A 17023-nucleotide genomic window follows, 5' to 3' on the forward strand; every position below is an offset into this window, starting at 1 on the left:
ACGCAAGTCGAAAGGGGAAACAATATGGATTTTCAATTATACTTTCAAGATGTAGTCGAACAAGCTCGCAATGAGGTACGCGCCGCGGGGTACACAGAACTCACGACACCAGAAGAAGTCGACGCGGCGTTAACGAAAGAGGGCAAGACGCTCGTGCTCGTCAACTCGGTATGTGGCTGTGCCGGTGGCATCGCCCGTCCGGCAGCGGCGTACGTGAACAAGATGGAAGGCGTCAAACCGGACCAGTTCGTCACTGTGTTCGCGGGTCAAGACCGTGAAGCGACGGACCGGGCTCGTGAATACTTCGAAGGTTACGCCCCGTCGTCACCGTCGATCGCGCTGTTAGAAGACGGCAATATCGTCACGATGGTCGAACGGAGCACAATCGAGTCATCGACGGCCGAAGAGCTTGTCGAGCAGTTACAGACATTGTTCGATATTTATTACGCCTAAGAAGTGAGCGCAGAGGCATTGCCTTTGCGCTTTTCCTTAAGAAGGGATCGATGAGATGGAACCAGTCGTCAAAATCATGAGCGAGGCCGAATATACGATCGCCTTGTCGCGCGGTGAGATCAACGAGCCGTCCCTCCAGACAGAAGGGTACATTCGTTGTTGCACCCCGCAACAGATCGGCAAATTCGTGCGTCGGCATTATCATGGGGAGCGAGTCGTGCTTGTCTCGTTCCATGTCGGACGTCTCGGAAGCCTGCTCCACTACGAGTTTGACGAGGACGGGGAACGCTATCCCCACGTGTATAGCGCCATTCCCATCGCTTCGGTCAAACGAGTGCAGCCTTACGGCTCTCGCGACAACGGTACGGTCACGTATTTTGCTTACGAGCGAATGTGACCGTATTTTTTTTGGAGTTTATGCATAAATATACTTTACAAGTGATAATTATGTGTATATAGTGGTTGAAGAACAAGTCGGACATATGATGAGTCAGAGAACAGTTGAGCGATATTCACACATATGTCATAATTTTGTTAAAATTCTGATAATTTCATCCTATATGAAGAAAGGGACGATGGACATGAAAAAAGGTTTTCTAGCATTATGTATCGTGAGTCTGGCCGCTTTCACGGTAGCTTGCGGGGCAGACGTGAACGAAGGAGGTTCGACATCGACCGATGAGGACGACAAAGTCATCGTCATGGGGACGAGTGCGGACTACTTCCCATATGAATTCGTCGATACGGCGAACGGCGACGAGATTGTCGGTTTCGACATCGATATCGCCAAACAAGTGGCCGAGAACATGGGCTATGAATTGAAAATTGAAGACATGGACTTCGGTAGCCTGCTCGGAGCGCTTAACGCCGGCCGAGTTGACTTCGTCATGGCAGGTATGACGCCGACGGAAGAACGCAAAGAGAACGCCGATTTCTCAGACATCTACTTCACGGCGAAGAACTTGATCTTGTCAAAAGGTGATGCCATCCAGTCGCTTGAAGACTTAGACGGCAAGCAAGTCGGGGTCCAACTCGGCTCGATTCAAGAAGGAATCGCCAAAGAGCAAATCCCGGGCGCTGAAATCGTCGCCTTGAACAAGATTCCGGAGATCATCCAGGAAATCAAGACTGGTCGTATCGATGCGATGGTCATCGAGGACACGGTCGCGAAGAAATATCTCGATCAAGACAGCGAACTTACTACGTTTGAGATCGTCGACGAGGAAGAGGCTGGTTCAGCCGCTGCCTTCCGTAAGGACGACGAGCTCCGCGATCAGTTTAACGAAGAGTTGAACAAGATGATCGATTCTGGAGAAATCGAGAAGTTGGCTCAAAAATGGTTCGAACAAGAAGCTGCACCAGCTGAATAAAGAATGGAGAAGGCTGACTGAAAGCATCAGTCAGCCTTTTTTAGGAGGAACTCACAATGGATTTTAGTCGGATTTATGATTCGATCCCGTATATTCTCGAAGGGATCCCGGTCATGTTTCAAGTCGTGCTCGTCTCGGCCTTGCTCGGGATTACGCTCGGGGTCGTCGTCGCCACGTTCAAAATCGTCCCGAACCGTCTCGTCAACTTCATCGGGCACGCCTATACAGCCGTGTTCCGCGGGACGCCGCTCATCTTGCAACTCGCAATCATTCACTTCGGGTTGCCGCAATTGACCGGTTATATCACGACGCCGTACCAGTCGGCCGTCATCGCCTTCTCACTCAACTCGGCGGCGTATATCTCGGAAATCATCCGGGCCGGGATTCAAGCGGTCGATAAAGGCCAGTGGGAAGCGTCGGATGCGCTCGGCGTCCCATATGTCAAACAACTGCGGTCGATCATCTTGCCGCAGGCGTTCAAAAATATCTTGCCGGCCCTCGTCAACGAAATGATCACGCTCACGAAAGAATCGGCGCTCGTCTCGACGGTCGGTGTGCTCGACATTATGCGACGGGCGCAAATCGTTGGGGGGCAAAAGGCGATCTACTTTGAACCGCTCCTGTTTGCCGGTGTGATATACTTTACAATAGTGATGGTGTTGACGTATCTTGGTCAACGTCTAGAAAAACGGCTTAGAAAGAGTGATGGCAGATGATACAAGTAAACGATTTATACAAACAATTTGGTGACCTCGAGGTCCTCAAAGGCATTACGACATCGATTGATAAAGGGGAAGTTGTCGCCGTCATCGGTCCGTCCGGTTCGGGGAAATCGACGTTCCTCCGTTGCTTGAACATGCTCGAGGTGCCGACATCTGGAACGGTCAGCGTCGACGGCTATGAGTTGACGAAGAAAGGCGCGAACGTCTCGAAAGCGCGGCAAAATATCGGGATGGTGTTCCAACAGTTCAATTTGTTCCCGCATATGAACGTGCTCGACAATTTGACGTACGCGCCGATCAACGTCTTGAAAATGAGCAAGGCCGAGGCAATCGAACGGGCGAAAAAGCTCCTCGAACGTGTCGGATTATCGGAGAAGATTGATGCATACCCGAGCCAATTGTCGGGTGGTCAAAAGCAACGTGTCGCCATCGCCCGGGCGCTCGCTATGGAGCCGAACGTCATGTTGTTCGACGAGCCGACGTCGGCGCTCGACCCAGAGATGGTCAACGAAGTGCTCGACGTCATGAAAGGACTCGCCGATTCAGGGATGACGATGGTCGTCGTCACGCACGAGATGGGCTTTGCCCGTGAAGTGGCGGACCGTGTCCTCTTCCTCGACGAAGGCATCTTGATGGAGGAAGGCAAACCGGCCGACCTGCTCCTCAACCCGCAGACCGACCGCGCGAAACGATTTTTAGAGAAAGTCTTGTAAAGGAAACGTTCCATCTGACATCAGAAAGGGAGGATTTCGATGAAGATCACATACTATGGCCATGCGACTGTATATCTCGATCTCGACGGGACGTCTGTCTTAATCGATCCGTTTTTGACGAGCAATCCGCACACGGACGTCGACCCGGCGAGCGTCAAAGCAGATTATATCCTGCTCACCCACGCTCATTTCGACCATATCGAAGACGTCGAGTTGATTGCGAAACAGACGGGTGCGACGATCGTCGCAACGCACGAACTGGCGACATATTATGAGAAAAAAGGCTATTCGGTCCACGGGATGAACATCGGGGGCGGCCATTCGTTTTCGTTCGGTCGCGTCACGATGACGCAGGCGTTTCATAGCTCGAGTCTTGATATGGGGGACGTCCCGATCTACATGGGCATGCCGGGTGGGTTCATCATCGAGACAGAGGCGCTCACGGTATATCATGCTGGGGACACGGCCCTGTTCTCGGACATGAAACTGTACGGGGAGCGGTTCGATATCGATGTCGCGTTTCTCCCGATCGGCGACAACTTCACGATGGGACCGGTCGACGCACTCGATGCCGCGCACTGGCTCCAAGCGAAACGGGTCGTGCCGATTCACTTCGATACGTTCCCACCGATCAAACAAGACGCACAGGCGTTCTGCGATCAGTTGCACCAACGTGGTCTCTTGATCGAGCCGAACACGACGATCGAGATTTGATGAGTCATCCAGCGGTGCTCGAGACCGAGCGGTACGTGGCAATGCTCCATGCCGGAGACCATACCGGGCATGACATGGCTCATCTCGACCGCGTCCGCCGTTTGGCGATGCATCTCGCGGAAGGCGAGGCGGTCGACGGTGTCGTCTTGATGCTCGCGGCGCTCTTGCACGACGTCGAGGATGAGAAGCTCGGTCGCGAGGCGGGGCTCGTCGCGCGTCACTTGGACACGTTAGCGCTCGATCCAGATCGACGGGCGCACGTCTTGACGATCATCGGCGAGACATCATTCTCGAAGCAAACAGATCCGTCGACACGAGAGAGTGCCATCCTACAAGATGCGGACCGACTTGATGCGATCGGGGCGATCGGCATCGCTCGGACGTTCCAATTTGCGGGTTCGCGAGGCAGTTCCCTCTATGGAGAGAATGATCCAACGAGCGCGGTCGCTCATTTCGACGCAAAACTGCTCCGGCTCGCGGATGGGATGCATACGGAACGGGCACGCCAAATTGCCCGGGAACGCCATGCGTTCATGCTTACTTTTTTGGACCGATTCGAAGCGGAATGGACGGGACAAGACATATGAAACGGCCGAGGAATCCCTCGGCCGTTTTTTGTTAGAACGGATGTTTATTGAGCCAATGGCCGCCGTCAAGCGAGATGCATTCCCCGTTCAAGTAGCGCATCTCGTCCGAGGCCATCCAAAAGGCGAGGTCGGCAATCTCTTCCGGTGTCCCGAACCGTCCGAGCGGCACGTTACGATGGATCCGTTCGACTTCCTTGACGTGGACGGCGAGCTTGTCGGCGCCCCCGGTCCGTTCGATCGGGCCCGGGCTAATCGCGTTCACTCGTGCCCCGAACTGATACCCCCATTCGACCGCGAGCGTCCGCGTCAAATTGAGAACTCCGGCTTTGGCAGCCGCGCTTGGTGCGACACCGGCTCCGGCTTGCCAGGCGTAGGAGGCGACCATGTTGATGATAGAGCCGTCCCGCAGTTGCTCCCTTTCCCAATGTTTGCCGAGGACGTGGGTACAATTGAACGTCCCGTTCAAGACGATGTCGATGACGCTCGTCCATCCGTTCGGCGTCAAGTCGAGCGTCGGGCAGACGAAGTTGCCGGCCGCGTTATTGACGAGCGCATGCACTGGACCGAACCGTTCAATAATTTGATCAAGCGCGACGGCACACCCCTCATAGTCACGCACATCGTGTTGCACGGCCATCGCTGCTCCGGCCCCGATGGCCTCCAGTTCGCCCATCGCTTCTTGTAGCCGCTCCTCGTTGCGGCCGCTGATGGCGACGTTCCAGCCCTCACTTTTGAATTTTAGCGCCATCGCCTTGCCCATCCCCGATGAGCCACCTGTGATCCAAATCGTTTTCATACAAATCCCCCTTTGGAATGAATGGTCGTTCAGTTTATGTATTCGCTCAGCGAAGAAGGGATTCCTGCAAAAAAATGACGGCCCTTTAGGCCGTCACTTTAGCTCCTCTAAATAGGTCAATCCGAGTTCACGGTCGATACGATACATCGTCCCGGCGACTTTCTCGCCCCAATACGGGTCCGAGGCGTAAAAGACGTTGACGCCTGCTTGTTTATTGCCCGGAAACGGACCGCGGTCGTAATCTCCGGTCACGTACTTCTCGGCGAATAGACGAGCCGCTGCATCGATGCTCGCCTCGACGGATGGATAAGAGGCCGCATTTCCGCTCGGATCGTTGTCGGTCGCTTGGAAGCCGAACAAGTTATTTTTTTCACGGGCGATGGCAGACGTACCGAAACCGGACTCGTGTCCGGCGACAGCCATGAGGAACAAGGCGTTGATGCCGAATTCGGCCTCGGCGTCCTTGAAGGCGTCGCCTTTCCCAGCGAGCGGGCTATCGTCGAGTGATTCGAGGAATGCGTCGAGTTCGCGAGCCGAATACGGTGCCTTCGACGCAATTGAAGCGAATTGGTAGGGCGAATCGAACACGTCGCGTACGTCTTCCGTATAATATCGCTCGGAAGAATGTTGCGGCGCCGGTCCGACGAGAAACGTCCCGGCCAAATTTCCATTCGCCTCGACGGTATGGAACACTTGGCCGTCCCGCATCTGGTAGAAGCCGCGGCGCTCGACGACAGCGTCCGGGTAAAGCGTCATGTCGGCCGGCTTCACGTAGACATCGGCCCCGGAGATGTTCACCAACAAATGCTTGTCGCCCGTCTGCATGAGTCGGAGACGGGTTCCACCGGCGACATAGGACTGTCGTTTCTTAAACTCGGCGTCCTGATAGAGGTTGGTGATTCGGTCGGTCGGAGTGACTGCGATTCCAGTACCTGTGAAATCGATGACGTCTCCCGACGAGTCGAGTAGGGCGCGATTGCCCCCGCGTTCCATGTAGGCGCGCGCCTCATCGAGCGACTCGAACGCCCGGGTCGAAACGTCCCCGTCGTCATAGGTCTGAACGGTATACGACCCGCTCGGACGATCTTGGAGCCAAAGGAAACCGGATATGGCGAGTGCGAGCGTGAGAATCGTCGGAATCACGCCGCGTTTCTTTCTTTTCAATACGATCACTTCCAAACATATGGATTGCCAAACGGAAGAAACTAGTGAACAATTTTGTGAGAGAGGAGGAGAAAATATGAAAATCGGATCACGTACGCTCAAGACGGCTGCAGCCGCCGGGATTGCCATGCTCATCTCGGAAACGATCCATCTCGACTATTACGTCTTCGCAGCCATCATCGCCATCCTCAGTATTCAGGAGACGCGGAAAAAGTCGTTTCGGGCCTCCTATGAACGGGTCATGGCAAGCCTGATCGCCATCGGCATGGGTGCTTTGATGTTCACCCTGCTCGGCTATTCGCCAGCGACGCTCACACTTTATTTTGTCATGTTCATCCCGCTCGTTCAACAGCTCAAACTGCAAGATGGCATGATCACGAGTGTCGTCATCCTGACCCATCTTTATACGGAAGGACAGTTCTCGCTCGATTTGTTCGTGAACGAGCTGCTATTGATCGCCATCGGGGTCGGGGTCGGACTCGTCGTCAACATGTATATGCCGACGCTCGATAAAGAAATCGAACGCATCAAGGACAATATTGACCGGGCGCTCGCCGTCCATTTTTATGATGTGGCCGCTTGTGTCGAGACGGGCGTCTATAACGACCATTCGATGATGCTCTTGAAGACACGGGATTACTTGAAGCAAGGGAAAGACCTTGCGCTCCGTCGGATGGGGAATTCGATCGGCAAGCGGAACGAGGACATGGATTATTTGTACTTTCGGATGCGGGAGCGCCAATACGACATCTTGAAACGGATCGCCGAGAACTCTCGAGAAATCACGCTCGTCGTCAATGAGGCTAAACCGGTCGCGACGTTCCTTCGGCTCGTCGGCGACAACGTCAACCAGCAGGCCGACGCTTCGACGTACTTGCGGGAGCTCGAGGAGACGATCGAGCACTATCGAAAAAACGTACCCCTCCCCACGTCGCGTGAGGAATTTGAGGTACGTTCATCGCTGCTCAATATCTTGTCTGATGTGAAGAGCTACTTGATTTTGAAAGAGCGTTATATTCTGTTGTTACAGGAACATGGCCATCCCCGACAAAAACGTGCTCAATAAAAAGATGGATACGATGACGACGACACCGATTTGAATGATGCGTTGACGCTTTTTCTGTTTATTACTCATGACGTTCCTCCAAATGTGTTTGTCCTCATTGTACAGAATGGAAAAGGTTCGTGCAAACGGCACGAGTTTGTTATAATAACCTAGAAATGTTTGGATGGAGGGATGTTTTCATGGTAAACGAGAAACGAGTGCTTGACACATTTTTACAGTTGGTCGGCATCGATTCGGAGACGAAAGAAGAGGCAGTCATCTGTGAGCATTTAAAGACGGTCTTCACAGAGCTCGGATGTGACGTCTACGAGGACGACGCATCAACGAAAACGGCTCATTCAGGTAACAACCTCATCATCACGCTACCTGCGACGAAACAAGGCGTCGACCCGATTTATTTCACGGCGCATATGGACACGGTCACACCAGGTAAAGCAATCAAGACGAGTATTCAAGATGGCTACGTCGTGACGGATGGGACGACCATCCTCGGCGCTGATGATAAAACTGGTTTGACGGCGATGATTGAGCTGGTCCGTGTTTTGACGGAACAAGCGATTCCGCACGGTCAAATCCAATTCGTTATTACGGTCGGCGAAGAGTCAGGTCTCGTCGGGGCGAAAGTACTCGACCTCTCGAAAATCGACGCGAAGTTCGGTTTTGCGCTCGACTCGGACGGCCCGGTCGGCGACATCATCGTCGCTGCCCCGACACAAGCAAAAGTAAACGCTAGAATCTACGGTAAGACGGCGCATGCCGGTGTCGCGCCTGAGAAAGGGGTCTCAGCGATTCAAATCGCGGCGAAAGCGATCGCGAAGATGCAGCTCGGACGAATCGATGACGAGACGACAGCGAACATCGGACGATTCGAAGGCGGTCGTGCCACGAACATCGTCTGTGATTACGTCGAGGTGCTCGCCGAAGCGCGGTCGCTCATCCACGAGAAGATGGAAGCCCAAGCCGAGTCGATGAAACAAGCTTACGTCGAGGCGGCTGCGGCACACGGTGGCCGAGCCGAAGTCGACATCGACATCATGTACCCGGGCTTCAAGTTCGAAGAAGGCGACGAAGTCGTCGAAGTCGCGAAAGCGGCGGCAGCGGCGATCGGACGCCCGACACGAATCTTACATTCAGGTGGAGGGTCAGATGCGAACGTCATCGCTGGAGGCGGGATTCCGACCGTTAACCTCGCTGTCGGTTATGAAGAGATTCATACGACGAACGAGCGGATGCCGCTCGTCGAGCTATACAAGTTGGTTGAATATGTCGTTCAAATTGTCGAGCACGTCGCGACACTGAAAACGAAATGAAAAAGAGCCGACGTGATGTCGGCTCTTCCTATGTGTTGGAGTGATTATGCGGCGAATTCCAATGATTCCAAGACGAGTTCGTCTGAACAATGAAGTTCCATCGCTATGTCGTGAATATGGATTGAGGTGCCTAGTTCTTGTTGGTGTTTGCGATTCATTGAAGTCGCCCGTTCCCGGATCAGTTCATAGATCGAGTCGGAATGTTCAACTTTATTCATCACGGATCACATCCTTTATCAACGATTGCCTACAGTATAGCATGGAATGGGCTAGAAGAAAGGACTATATTATTTATGAAGTTACAATTTTTAGGAACTGGATCTGGCATGCCCTCGAAACAGCGGAACGTTTCCGGTCTGGCGCTCACGCTTTCGAAACAGACATGGCTCATCGATTGCGGGGAAGCGACTCAGCACCAAATGCTCCACACGAAGGTCAAACCGCGCAAAGTCTCAGCCGTTTGGGTGACCCACCTCCACGGTGACCACGTGTTCGGTCTGCCTGGTTTCTTGTCGACGCGTTCAGCACTCGAAGGATCGAGTCCGCTCACGCTTTACGGACCGAAAGGTATCAAGAAGTGGCTCGAGTTGACGATGAAAGTGACCGGGTCGTATCTAGGTTATGACTTGTCGATTGTCGAATATGAGGACGGCGATACGTTTGAACAGGACGGTCACCTCGTCACGGTCAAACGACTCGACCATCGCTTCCCGTCGTACGGATTCCGCATTGAAGCGCCGGAACGACCGGGCGCATTGCTAGTCGATAAAGTGAAGGCGCTCGGTATTCCGAGCGGACCGATTTACCGGACGATCAAGCAATCTGACACGTTCGAGTTTGAAGGGAAAACCTACGCCTCTAAAGAATATGTCACAGACGCGGTTCCAGGACCGGTCGTGGCGATTCTCGGCGATACGGTCCCTTGTCCAAACGCCATTGTTCTCGCTGAGGGGGTCGACGTGCTCGTCCATGAAGCGACGTTCATGCAAGCGGAGGCGAAGCTCGCCCGTCAATACGGTCACTCGACGACGGTCGAGGCGGCGACGCTCGCAAAAACGGCGCAAGTCGGTCGTTTGATTGTCACGCATATCTCGGCCCGTTATCAAGGCCGAGACGAGGCGTTTGTGGATGAAGTGCGCACCGTGTTTCTAGATAGCCATGTAGCCAGTGACTTCTTCGAGTTTACAGTGGGGGATTGACGTGACAGTACAACTATATGTATGGCTTTGTTTTTTTGTCATCAGTACGTTACTAGGTTTACGCTTGAATCAACTGAAAGAACCCGAACCGAATTTTTTGTTTAAATTTTTATTTTTCTCTTTGCTCGGGATTGTGTCGTTTCCGATTGGCGGGTTCCATATCCCGATCGGTTTTCTCATGTCATTCTTATTTTTTCCGAAACGTAACAGCCGCTATAAATGGTACGGCGCACTCATCGGTTTCTTTTTCTTCATCGTGCTATTATTCGTCCCGCTGTTTGATCAATCCGAGTTTCGGTCCGAGTCGCAACAAATCGGGGCAGTATCGATTCAAGACGAGACGTTTGACCGGATGACGGACAATATCTTACGTCGCATCAATAGTGACTCGATTAAACTCGACCGAAGCAAGATGGTATTCACCGAGGACGGGGACCTTCGTTCGCTCGAATATTTGCTCATGGTCGAGCGCTCGAACTCGATTCAACAGATTCGGATCAATTATGATGAGTCCGGTGAGCTGACGTATCGTCAAGTCGATGAGTTGAATCTAGATTCGGGAAGCGCATTTTTTGAGAAGCTCGTCGACTTTGAGCATATGCTCGATGCCGTGCGTGACACGCCCTGGACTGAATTCGCTGACCAAGTCGATGCACCGCTTCTCCAGTTCTCGTTTGACGGACTGTACGACATGTACACGTTCGAGAACGAGTCGATGCTCATGATCAATCGTGACCGCAGGCTCGTCAAGTTCTGGTTGCAACGAGAACCCGTGCTCGCGAACAGTATCCAATTGTCGGGGCTCAGCCAGGAAGGCCGATCGACTGGTGAAAAATATACGATTCTTTACAATTATTCTATCCATCAACGAGAGGATTTGACCGACCAATGAAAAAACTGCTTATGATGAGTTTACTCGTCCCGTTGTTGACCGCATGCGGCGGAGAAGAACCAACGACTGAAAATGCGGCCTGTGACGTCAAACCGACGATTTCTGTTTACAATGCGTCCACTGAAGAGACGTTGTTCCATGAGAAGAGCGTCTGTTTAGAGGACGGGGCGACAGTGCTCGATGCCCTTGAAGCGACCGAACTCGACATCGATTCGGTCGGCAGCGGGGAGATGACTTACGTGACCGCAATTGACGGCATCCAAGAAAAGTCGGCCGGTCAATCGTCGGGTTGGGTGTACGCCTTTAACGGAAGTCCGGGCGATGAAGGCGCCGGGGCCAAAAAAGTCGAATCGACCGATATCATTCAATGGCGATTTGAAGAAGATGCGATTTCTTTCTTCGAATGAGGCGGATTGGGAGCGTAGACATCCGGTCACGCTCCTTTTCTTCTTCATGGTCCATCTGTATATCCTGACCTATGTGAATGACTCGGTTTGGTTCATCCTCGGTCTGTTCGGTTTGTTATTGATTGAGCGACGATTTCCACTGACGATGCTCGGTGTGTTGGCTGCGTTCATGTTGATTTCATTGGCTCCAATCGTCTTCGGCTGGAACGTTTCTCTCGCGGGTGTCACGAATCAATTGATTCCGTTATCGACGTTCTTGTTCGGCATGATCTGGGTGAACCGATTCATGCGACTCGAACGGTTACTTCCATTCATGAACAAATGGCCGCGTTCGACACGGCTGCTCTATGGGGGCTGGGCGCTCGTGCCGTCGATGGAGCGAGCAGTGCGACTATCGATTGCGAGCCATCCGAGGCGCGAGTGGCAAGAGGCGATCGTTGTCGGGATTGACAGCCAACGCCTTGAACCGGTGTATGTGACGAATCGAATGCGGCGCTTTGAACGGCATGACACGGTCCAATGCCTTGTCTTGCTCGGCTTCGCGGCGGCCGCTTCTTTAGGGACTCCGGTCGTTTGGTTGCTGTATCCATATTTGACGAAAGGAGGGGTGCGCGATGCGTTGGTTATCCTTGGAAGACGGACATGAAATGATAGATGATTGGGTTCGGACAGAACGGGCCAGGGTCGTCCACCTCGATACGCCGCTCGCCGGTAAGGTCGCTTCCCTCGTTTCAGCGGATGACGCCTTGCGTGGAGCGGAATTGGCTGCCCTTCTCCAAATTGATCATCTGTTCCATAAACGGTTCGATGAATGTTCGAGCGGGGAACGGCAACTCGTCCGGATCGCCCATGCGCTCAGCAAGTCGACAGGGGCGCTCGTCTTGATTGAACCGTTTCGACACCTTGATCGGTTTCGGAGTGAGCACTTATCGATGCTACTTCGAAGATTGACAAATTTTGGTGTTCGAATCGCTTACACGGATCGAGCAAAGGAACGTGGCGTCGCTGATCGGTTCATCGTCGCCAAGACGATTGCGTCACCGCGCCTCGATGTGATCGATGTGTCGTATCGGCATCCGTTGCAACCGTCCTACGCGGTCGAGCATGTGTCTTATGAAGCGAGAGGGCCAGGTTTGACCGTCTGTATCGGCACGAACGGCAGCGGGAAGTCAACGTTGCTCGAGCTCATCGTCAAAAGTTTGCGTCCGCTATACGGGAAAATCAAATGGGCGGAGCGGCCGGTGTATGTGCCGGCCGAACTGGAATATGGGCCGTATCCCCATTCTCCGAAGCGTCGGGTCGACCAACTCCAAGCCGCGTTCGCTTCCGAAGTCTCGCTTCTATTGCTCGATGAGCCGACCGTCGGGCTGACGGAGCTGGAACGGCGCGATTTTGAGCGGGCGCTAAGCGAGAAGGCCGAGACGGCACACATCATGTGCGCCACACATGAGGAGCAACTGATCAATTTGGCGGACCGGATCATCTGTCTGTCGAACGGGATGCTCGTCTTTGATGGCGATCGCAGTGAGTATATGAAACGGAGTGCACTATGGTCACATATGTCATCATCCTCTTGATTGCGGCGGGGGTCATGTCGAGGTTCGAACGGGTTGACATCCCGATTGCCGTCTTGACACAAATTCTCGCCCTCGCGGTCATCGGGCGCTGGTTGTTCGTGTCCATCCCGAACGTACAACCATCGACGGCGCTGCTCATGCTGACGGCCCTTTATTTTGGATTCACGAGTGCGGCGATGCTGGCTCTGTTCGTCCCGATTTTATCGGGGCTGTTGCTCGGGATCGGCCCGTTCGTCCTCTTTCAATTTTTAGGGTGGCTTTTCATCGTCGCCGTCGTTTCGTTCTTAAAGCCATTGCTCCTTCGCTCCCGGTGGTTCCTAGCCGTCATCGGTCTCGGGGCCGGTTATTTGTTCGGTTGGACGGCCAACCTGTCCTTCGCCGAAGTGATTGGGGTCGATTTCGTCAAATTGCTCGTCCTCAGTTTGCCGTTCGATACAGCCCATGGCATCGGGAATGCCGTCTTTCTCGTCTTATTGCACGATCTGTTCGTCCGCATATTTGTACGACAAGACGGATAACTAGTAAGTATCACACCGAGTGAGGTGACGCGTGCATGAGCGGATACGTCAATCTAGTTGAAATAGGTTTGTTCCTTTTCATCGGGCTGTTGTTTATGGGACTCAACTTATTGTTGATGTCCCGTCGTCTCATACGAACGCGCTACGGGATGCTGAGCATTCTCGGCGCGAGTGTATGGCCTGCACTTATGATCGTCCTATCCGTCCAAGGGGAACGCGTCCTTGACGGGCTGGCCGAACGAGCGGTCACGCTCGAGAGCGTATTGGCCTGGTCGGTCGTCGTGACGACGGCTCTGATGGTGTGTATTCCGGGTATATCACTTATCCGGCACATGATTCACTTGGCACGGTCTTAATCAAACCACACAAAGCAGGAGGAAGTCCCACGGGGGGCCTCCTCCTTTTTTACGTGCGTACATGGGTCAAACTGTCGAGACGTGTTCCGATTCAGCATCCGATGGTTTTTGGAACCGGCGCAAAATTTCGAGGCTGACCGCCCGCGGCATGAGTTTGGAAGCGGCGACGAGCAATTGGTTCGAAACGCCGGGAACGATGACGCGCTTGTTGTTCATGACACCTTTGTATCCGAAGAACGCGACGAGGTGGGACGGCATTTTCGACACCATCATCTCACTGCCGGCCCTATTGAAGAAACCGGTATCGGTCGGCCCGGGACACAGGACGCTCACGTTCACGCCAGTTCCTTTCACTTCGGCATGAAGCGCCTCGGTGAGCGACAACACGTACGCTTTTGTCGCGTAGTAGACCGCCATATATGGGCCAGGCTGGAAAGCGGCGACCGAGGCAACGTTCAAGACAAAGCCATGATTTCGCTCGACCATGCCGGGTAAGTAGGCTTTCGTCAGTTCAGTCAGGGCATTGACGTTCAAGCGGACCTCTTCGGCCTCGGTTTCGGCGTCAAGGGCGATGAACTCACCGGCCGTCCCAAAACCGGCATTGTTGATTAAAAAGTCGACCGTCAGTCCGGCATCAGCGATTGCAGTCGTTAACCGTTTTGCGGCCTGATGTTCAGACAAGTCGAGGGCAAACACGTGCACATCGACGCGGTACCGCTTCTCGAGTACTTTTTTCAATTCGTGCAAACGGGGCTCGTTGCGAGACACGAGGATACAGTCAAATCCGTCCCGGGCCGCCAAAACGGCAAGGTCGAGGCCAATCCCGGTCGAGGCTCCAGTAATTAATGCGGTTTTTGTCAAAATCGTTCACTCCTTCGATGTAAAAAGTCATACATTGTTACTGATTTCTTCACGAGTTGTTAAATTCCTGCACGGCCACCACATCAAAACGTGTGCTAGAGTATAGCAAGAATATGTGATTAGGCTCACAAAGTGAGGAGAAGAAAGCAAATGATGATTCAACTAGTGACTACGGCACAAAGCGTCGAGCAAGCAGAGGCGCTAATCATGGCGGGCTCCGACCGCATCTATATCGGAGATTCAACATACGGGTTACGCCACAAAGGTGACTGGTCATTCCCGGCTGTGCGAGAAGTCACAGCCATCGCCCACCGGTACGGCAAAGAAGTGACGGTCGCCGTCAACAATTTGATGCATAACGAGCAAATCAAGTCGCTCCCTGAGTATCTGAAGGAACTCAAAACAATTGGGGTCGACAGTGTGACGGCCGGCGACCCGGGCGCCATCCGCATGATCCGTAATGCCAATATCCCCTATTGGTATGATGCTCAAACGCTCGTCACGTCGGCGCGCCACATTCAGTTTTGGGGTAAACGTGACGCGATTGGCGCGGTCGTGGCGCGTGAAGTGACGCTGACCGAACTTGAGATAATCCAACAACAGATCGGGTTGCCGGTCGAGGTGCAAGTGTATGGCCCGACGTGCATCCATCATTCGAAGCGTCCGCTCTTGACGAACTACTTTAACGAGATCGGCCGGTCGAACACGTTAGCAGAAGAACGCGAGTACTATGTGAGCGAACCATCGGATGCGGACAGCCGCTATCCGGTCTATCAAGACGACAACGGCACGCACGTCTTCTCAGAAGATTTGACGCTCATGGGTCAACTTCCCGCGCTCTTGAAGGGCGGACTGCACACGTGGAAACTCGAAGGCTGGCATGCGGGAGATGCGTTCGTTGACATCGTCCGCCTGTTCGATAAAGCCCGGTCAGATTTATTAAACGGGCGGTTCGACCGCCACGTCATGGAGCGGCGCCTCGCCGAACTCCAACCTGAACAATTCCGGCTCGGAACCGGATTGTTGTTACGTAATCCAGAAGAGATCAAGTGAGGGATTGAGATGAAAAAACGTCCAGAACTATTAGCACCAGCCGGGAATTTAGAAAAATTGAAGATGGCGATTTTATACGGGGCCGATGCGGTCTTCATCGGAGGGCAACAGTTCGGGCTCCGCTCCCGGGCCGGCAACTTCGGGTACGACGAGATGGCCGAAGGCGTCGCGTTCGCTCATGAACGTGGGGCAAAAGTGTATGTCGCGGCGAATATGGTAACGCATGAAGGGGATATCGAGGGTGCGGGAGCGTTCTTTTGCAAACTTCGTGACATCGGCATCGATGCCGTCATCGTCTCCGATCCGGCCATGATCGAGGTATGTCTCACAGATGCACCGGGACTTCCGGTCCACTTGTCGACGCAAGCATCGGCGACGAACTATGAGACGCTCCGTTTTTGGCAAGAGGAAGGGTTGGAGCGCATCGTCCTTGCGCGTGAAGTGTCGATGGAAGAAATCAAAGAGATGAAACGGCAAGTCGATGTCGAAATCGAGACGTTCGTGCATGGGGCGATGTGCATCTCCTATTCGGGCCGTTGCACGTTATCAAACCACATGGCGCTGCGCGATGCAAACCGTGGCGGCTGTGCCCAGTCGTGCCGTTGGAAATATGGTTTCTTCGAGGCGGATGAGCTGTTGACAGACGAGATGGCAGCACGCGACGAGGAACCGTTCTCGATGAGCTCGGTCGATTTGGCGATGGTCCGTCACATCCCGGATTTGGTCGACGCGGGCGTTGACAGCTTAAAAATTGAGGGACGGATGAAATCGATTCATTATGTAGCGACCGTCTGTAACGTCTATCGTCAAGTCATCGATGCCTACTGTGCTGATCCTGAAGGGTTCGAGTTCAATCCGGCATGGGAAGAAGAGATTTGGAAAGCGGCGCAGCGAGAGCTCGCGACCGGATTCTATTACGGTGTCCCGACCGAGAATGAGCAATTGTTCGGCAAGCCGCGCGCGATCCCGCAATATGCGTTCGCGGCACGCGTCATCTCATATGAGCCGTCGACACAGATGGCGACACTCGAGCAGCGGAACCATTTCCGACACGGGGAAGAAGTCGAGTTCTTCGGTCCCGGCTTCGTCCGTTTCTCGCAGCGAATCGATGAGTTGTACGATGAATCGGGAGAAAGACTCGAGACGGCGAACCAGGCGATGATGACGGTGCGCGTCAAAGTCGAGCAACCGGTCGCGACCGATTTTATCATGCGCAAGCGAAAAGCCGGCGTCGTGAGTACGCCGGTCCCGAGCCCGGTCTGACA

22 protein-coding genes are annotated in these 17023 nt (G+C 53.7%); 18 read left to right on the plus strand and 4 right to left on the minus strand.

Going from position 1 to position 17023, the window contains the following annotated elements:
- The first annotated feature begins 24 nt into the window (after positions 1 to 24).
- The 7 genes from DPV68_RS06710 (at position 25) to DPV68_RS06740 (ending at position 4559) form a co-directional block, all read left to right on the plus strand.
- The gene (locus tag DPV68_RS06710; protein WP_034777946.1) at positions 25 to 453 is read left to right on the plus strand and encodes a BrxA/BrxB family bacilliredoxin; all 429 of its coding nucleotides are present in this window, start codon (positions 25 to 27) and stop codon (positions 451 to 453) included.
- A gap of 55 nt (positions 454 to 508) precedes the next feature.
- The gene (locus DPV68_RS06715; protein WP_114166009.1) at positions 509 to 850 is read left to right on the plus strand and encodes a DUF952 domain-containing protein; all 342 of its coding nucleotides are present in this window, start codon (positions 509 to 511) and stop codon (positions 848 to 850) included.
- A 184-nt stretch (positions 851 to 1034) separates the two neighbouring features.
- A complete protein-coding gene (locus tag DPV68_RS06720; RefSeq protein WP_114166080.1) occupies positions 1035 to 1823 on the plus strand; it encodes a transporter substrate-binding domain-containing protein in 789 nt (262 codons plus the stop codon).
- A 56-nt stretch (positions 1824 to 1879) separates the two neighbouring features.
- The gene (locus DPV68_RS06725; protein WP_034777942.1) at positions 1880 to 2539 is read left to right on the plus strand and encodes an amino acid ABC transporter permease; all 660 of its coding nucleotides are present in this window, start codon (positions 1880 to 1882) and stop codon (positions 2537 to 2539) included.
- Positions 2536 to 3258 (plus strand): amino acid ABC transporter ATP-binding protein, encoded by a 723-nt coding sequence (locus DPV68_RS06730; RefSeq protein ID WP_114166010.1) that lies wholly within the window; start codon positions 2536 to 2538, stop codon positions 3256 to 3258. Before DPV68_RS06725 ends, DPV68_RS06730 begins: the two co-directional genes overlap by 4 nt.
- 39 nt (positions 3259 to 3297) lie before the next feature.
- Complete coding sequence (locus DPV68_RS06735; RefSeq protein ID WP_114166011.1) at positions 3298 to 3972, plus strand: metal-dependent hydrolase; 675 nt, start codon at positions 3298 to 3300, stop codon at positions 3970 to 3972.
- Positions 3972 to 4559: an HD domain-containing protein gene (locus DPV68_RS06740; RefSeq protein WP_114166012.1), complete on the plus strand. Its 588-nt coding sequence runs from the start codon at positions 3972 to 3974 to the stop codon at positions 4557 to 4559. The genes DPV68_RS06735 and DPV68_RS06740 overlap by 1 nt, the downstream gene beginning before the upstream one ends.
- A gap of 31 nt (positions 4560 to 4590) precedes the next feature.
- Here the strand turns inward: DPV68_RS06740 and fadH are convergent, their stop codons facing one another.
- Entirely contained in the window at positions 4591 to 5355 is a 765-nt protein-coding gene (gene fadH / locus DPV68_RS06745) for a 2,4-dienoyl-CoA reductase (RefSeq protein WP_114166013.1), read from the minus strand.
- A gap of 93 nt (positions 5356 to 5448) precedes the next feature.
- Entirely contained in the window at positions 5449 to 6498 is a 1050-nt protein-coding gene (locus DPV68_RS06750) for an N-acetylglucosaminidase (RefSeq protein WP_232819534.1), read from the minus strand.
- Positions 6499 to 6595: 97 nt separating this feature from the next.
- Here DPV68_RS06750 and DPV68_RS06755 point away from each other — a divergent pair, with 97 nt between their 5' ends.
- Both DPV68_RS06755 and DPV68_RS06760 read left to right on the plus strand, forming a co-directional pair.
- Complete coding sequence (locus DPV68_RS06755) at positions 6596 to 7585, plus strand: aromatic acid exporter family protein (protein ID WP_114166015.1); 990 nt, start codon at positions 6596 to 6598, stop codon at positions 7583 to 7585.
- Positions 7586 to 7764: 179 nt separating this feature from the next.
- A complete protein-coding gene (locus DPV68_RS06760; RefSeq protein ID WP_114166016.1) occupies positions 7765 to 8895 on the plus strand; it encodes a M20/M25/M40 family metallo-hydrolase in 1131 nt (376 codons plus the stop codon).
- Positions 8896 to 8939: 44 nt separating this feature from the next.
- Here the strand turns inward: DPV68_RS06760 and DPV68_RS14970 are convergent, their stop codons facing one another.
- On the minus strand, positions 8940 to 9113 hold the full coding sequence (locus DPV68_RS14970) for a hypothetical protein (protein WP_167491781.1): 174 nt from the start codon (positions 9111 to 9113) through the stop codon (positions 8940 to 8942).
- A gap of 75 nt (positions 9114 to 9188) precedes the next feature.
- Here DPV68_RS14970 and rnz point away from each other — a divergent pair, with 75 nt between their 5' ends.
- From rnz to DPV68_RS06795, 7 genes are read left to right on the plus strand one after another with little or no spacing between them, the layout of a single operon-like run.
- Positions 9189 to 10094: a ribonuclease Z gene (rnz, locus tag DPV68_RS06765; protein WP_114166017.1), complete on the plus strand. Its 906-nt coding sequence runs from the start codon at positions 9189 to 9191 to the stop codon at positions 10092 to 10094.
- Between the two features lies 1 nt (position 10095).
- On the plus strand, positions 10096 to 10986 hold the full coding sequence (locus tag DPV68_RS06770) for a hypothetical protein (protein ID WP_114166018.1): 891 nt from the start codon (positions 10096 to 10098) through the stop codon (positions 10984 to 10986).
- A gap of 14 nt (positions 10987 to 11000) precedes the next feature.
- The gene (locus DPV68_RS06775; RefSeq protein ID WP_232819535.1) at positions 11001 to 11393 is read left to right on the plus strand and encodes a DUF4430 domain-containing protein; all 393 of its coding nucleotides are present in this window, start codon (positions 11001 to 11003) and stop codon (positions 11391 to 11393) included.
- Positions 11371 to 12039 (plus strand): hypothetical protein, encoded by a 669-nt coding sequence (locus DPV68_RS06780; RefSeq protein ID WP_114166020.1) that lies wholly within the window; start codon positions 11371 to 11373, stop codon positions 12037 to 12039. Before DPV68_RS06775 ends, DPV68_RS06780 begins: the two co-directional genes overlap by 23 nt.
- Positions 12008 to 12970, plus strand: a complete 963-nt coding sequence (locus DPV68_RS06785; protein ID WP_114166021.1) for an ATP-binding cassette domain-containing protein — start codon at positions 12008 to 12010, stop codon at positions 12968 to 12970. The genes DPV68_RS06780 and DPV68_RS06785 overlap by 32 nt, the downstream gene beginning before the upstream one ends.
- On the plus strand, positions 12943 to 13488 hold the full coding sequence (locus tag DPV68_RS06790) for a hypothetical protein (protein ID WP_114166022.1): 546 nt from the start codon (positions 12943 to 12945) through the stop codon (positions 13486 to 13488). Before DPV68_RS06785 ends, DPV68_RS06790 begins: the two co-directional genes overlap by 28 nt.
- A gap of 35 nt (positions 13489 to 13523) precedes the next feature.
- On the plus strand, positions 13524 to 13844 hold the full coding sequence (locus DPV68_RS06795) for a hypothetical protein (protein ID WP_114166023.1): 321 nt from the start codon (positions 13524 to 13526) through the stop codon (positions 13842 to 13844).
- Positions 13845 to 13910: 66 nt separating this feature from the next.
- On the opposite strand, the gene DPV68_RS06800 is transcribed toward DPV68_RS06795, so the two are convergent.
- Positions 13911 to 14705 (minus strand): SDR family NAD(P)-dependent oxidoreductase, encoded by a 795-nt coding sequence (locus DPV68_RS06800; RefSeq protein WP_232819536.1) that lies wholly within the window; start codon positions 14703 to 14705, stop codon positions 13911 to 13913.
- Positions 14706 to 14858: 153 nt separating this feature from the next.
- Here DPV68_RS06800 and DPV68_RS06805 point away from each other — a divergent pair, with 153 nt between their 5' ends.
- Entirely contained in the window at positions 14859 to 15758 is a 900-nt protein-coding gene (locus tag DPV68_RS06805) for a peptidase U32 family protein (protein ID WP_232819537.1), read from the plus strand.
- Between the two features lie 9 nt (positions 15759 to 15767).
- The gene (locus tag DPV68_RS06810; RefSeq protein WP_114166026.1) at positions 15768 to 17021 is read left to right on the plus strand and encodes a peptidase U32 family protein; all 1254 of its coding nucleotides are present in this window, start codon (positions 15768 to 15770) and stop codon (positions 17019 to 17021) included.
- Positions 17022 to 17023: the final 2 nt, after the last annotated feature.

This window comes from Exiguobacterium sp. TNDT2, assembly GCF_003331145.1.
Lineage (GTDB): Bacteria > Bacillota > Bacilli > Exiguobacteriales > Exiguobacteriaceae > Exiguobacterium.

Bases quoted from the DNA above. Each gene is read 5' to 3' on its own strand.
- DPV68_RS06710 (WP_034777946.1), top strand. From the start codon at position 25: ATGGATTTTCAATTATACTTTCAAGATGTAGTCGAACAAGCTCGCAAT.
- DPV68_RS06715 (WP_114166009.1), top strand. From the start codon at position 509: ATGGAACCAGTCGTCAAAATCATGAGCGAGGCCGAATATACGATCGCC.
- DPV68_RS06720 (WP_114166080.1), top strand. From the start codon at position 1,035: ATGAAAAAAGGTTTTCTAGCATTATGTATCGTGAGTCTGGCCGCTTTC.
- DPV68_RS06725 (WP_034777942.1), top strand. From the start codon at position 1,880: ATGGATTTTAGTCGGATTTATGATTCGATCCCGTATATTCTCGAAGGG.
- DPV68_RS06730 (WP_114166010.1), top strand. From the start codon at position 2,536: ATGATACAAGTAAACGATTTATACAAACAATTTGGTGACCTCGAGGTC.
- DPV68_RS06735 (WP_114166011.1), top strand. From the start codon at position 3,298: ATGAAGATCACATACTATGGCCATGCGACTGTATATCTCGATCTCGAC.
- DPV68_RS06740 (WP_114166012.1), top strand. From the start codon at position 3,972: ATGAGTCATCCAGCGGTGCTCGAGACCGAGCGGTACGTGGCAATGCTC.
- fadH (WP_114166013.1), bottom strand. From the start codon at position 5,355: ATGAAAACGATTTGGATCACAGGTGGCTCATCGGGGATGGGCAAGGCG.
- DPV68_RS06755 (WP_114166015.1), top strand. From the start codon at position 6,596: ATGAAAATCGGATCACGTACGCTCAAGACGGCTGCAGCCGCCGGGATT.
- DPV68_RS06760 (WP_114166016.1), top strand. From the start codon at position 7,765: ATGGTAAACGAGAAACGAGTGCTTGACACATTTTTACAGTTGGTCGGC.
- DPV68_RS14970 (WP_167491781.1), bottom strand. From the start codon at position 9,113: ATGAATAAAGTTGAACATTCCGACTCGATCTATGAACTGATCCGGGAA.
- rnz (WP_114166017.1), top strand. From the start codon at position 9,189: ATGAAGTTACAATTTTTAGGAACTGGATCTGGCATGCCCTCGAAACAG.
- DPV68_RS06775 (WP_232819535.1), top strand. From the start codon at position 11,001: ATGAGTTTACTCGTCCCGTTGTTGACCGCATGCGGCGGAGAAGAACCA.
- DPV68_RS06780 (WP_114166020.1), top strand. From the start codon at position 11,371: ATGCGATTTCTTTCTTCGAATGAGGCGGATTGGGAGCGTAGACATCCG.
- DPV68_RS06785 (WP_114166021.1), top strand. From the start codon at position 12,008: ATGCGTTGGTTATCCTTGGAAGACGGACATGAAATGATAGATGATTGG.
- DPV68_RS06790 (WP_114166022.1), top strand. From the start codon at position 12,943: ATGGTCACATATGTCATCATCCTCTTGATTGCGGCGGGGGTCATGTCG.
- DPV68_RS06795 (WP_114166023.1), top strand. From the start codon at position 13,524: ATGAGCGGATACGTCAATCTAGTTGAAATAGGTTTGTTCCTTTTCATC.
- DPV68_RS06805 (WP_232819537.1), top strand. From the start codon at position 14,859: ATGATTCAACTAGTGACTACGGCACAAAGCGTCGAGCAAGCAGAGGCG.
- DPV68_RS06810 (WP_114166026.1), top strand. From the start codon at position 15,768: ATGAAAAAACGTCCAGAACTATTAGCACCAGCCGGGAATTTAGAAAAA.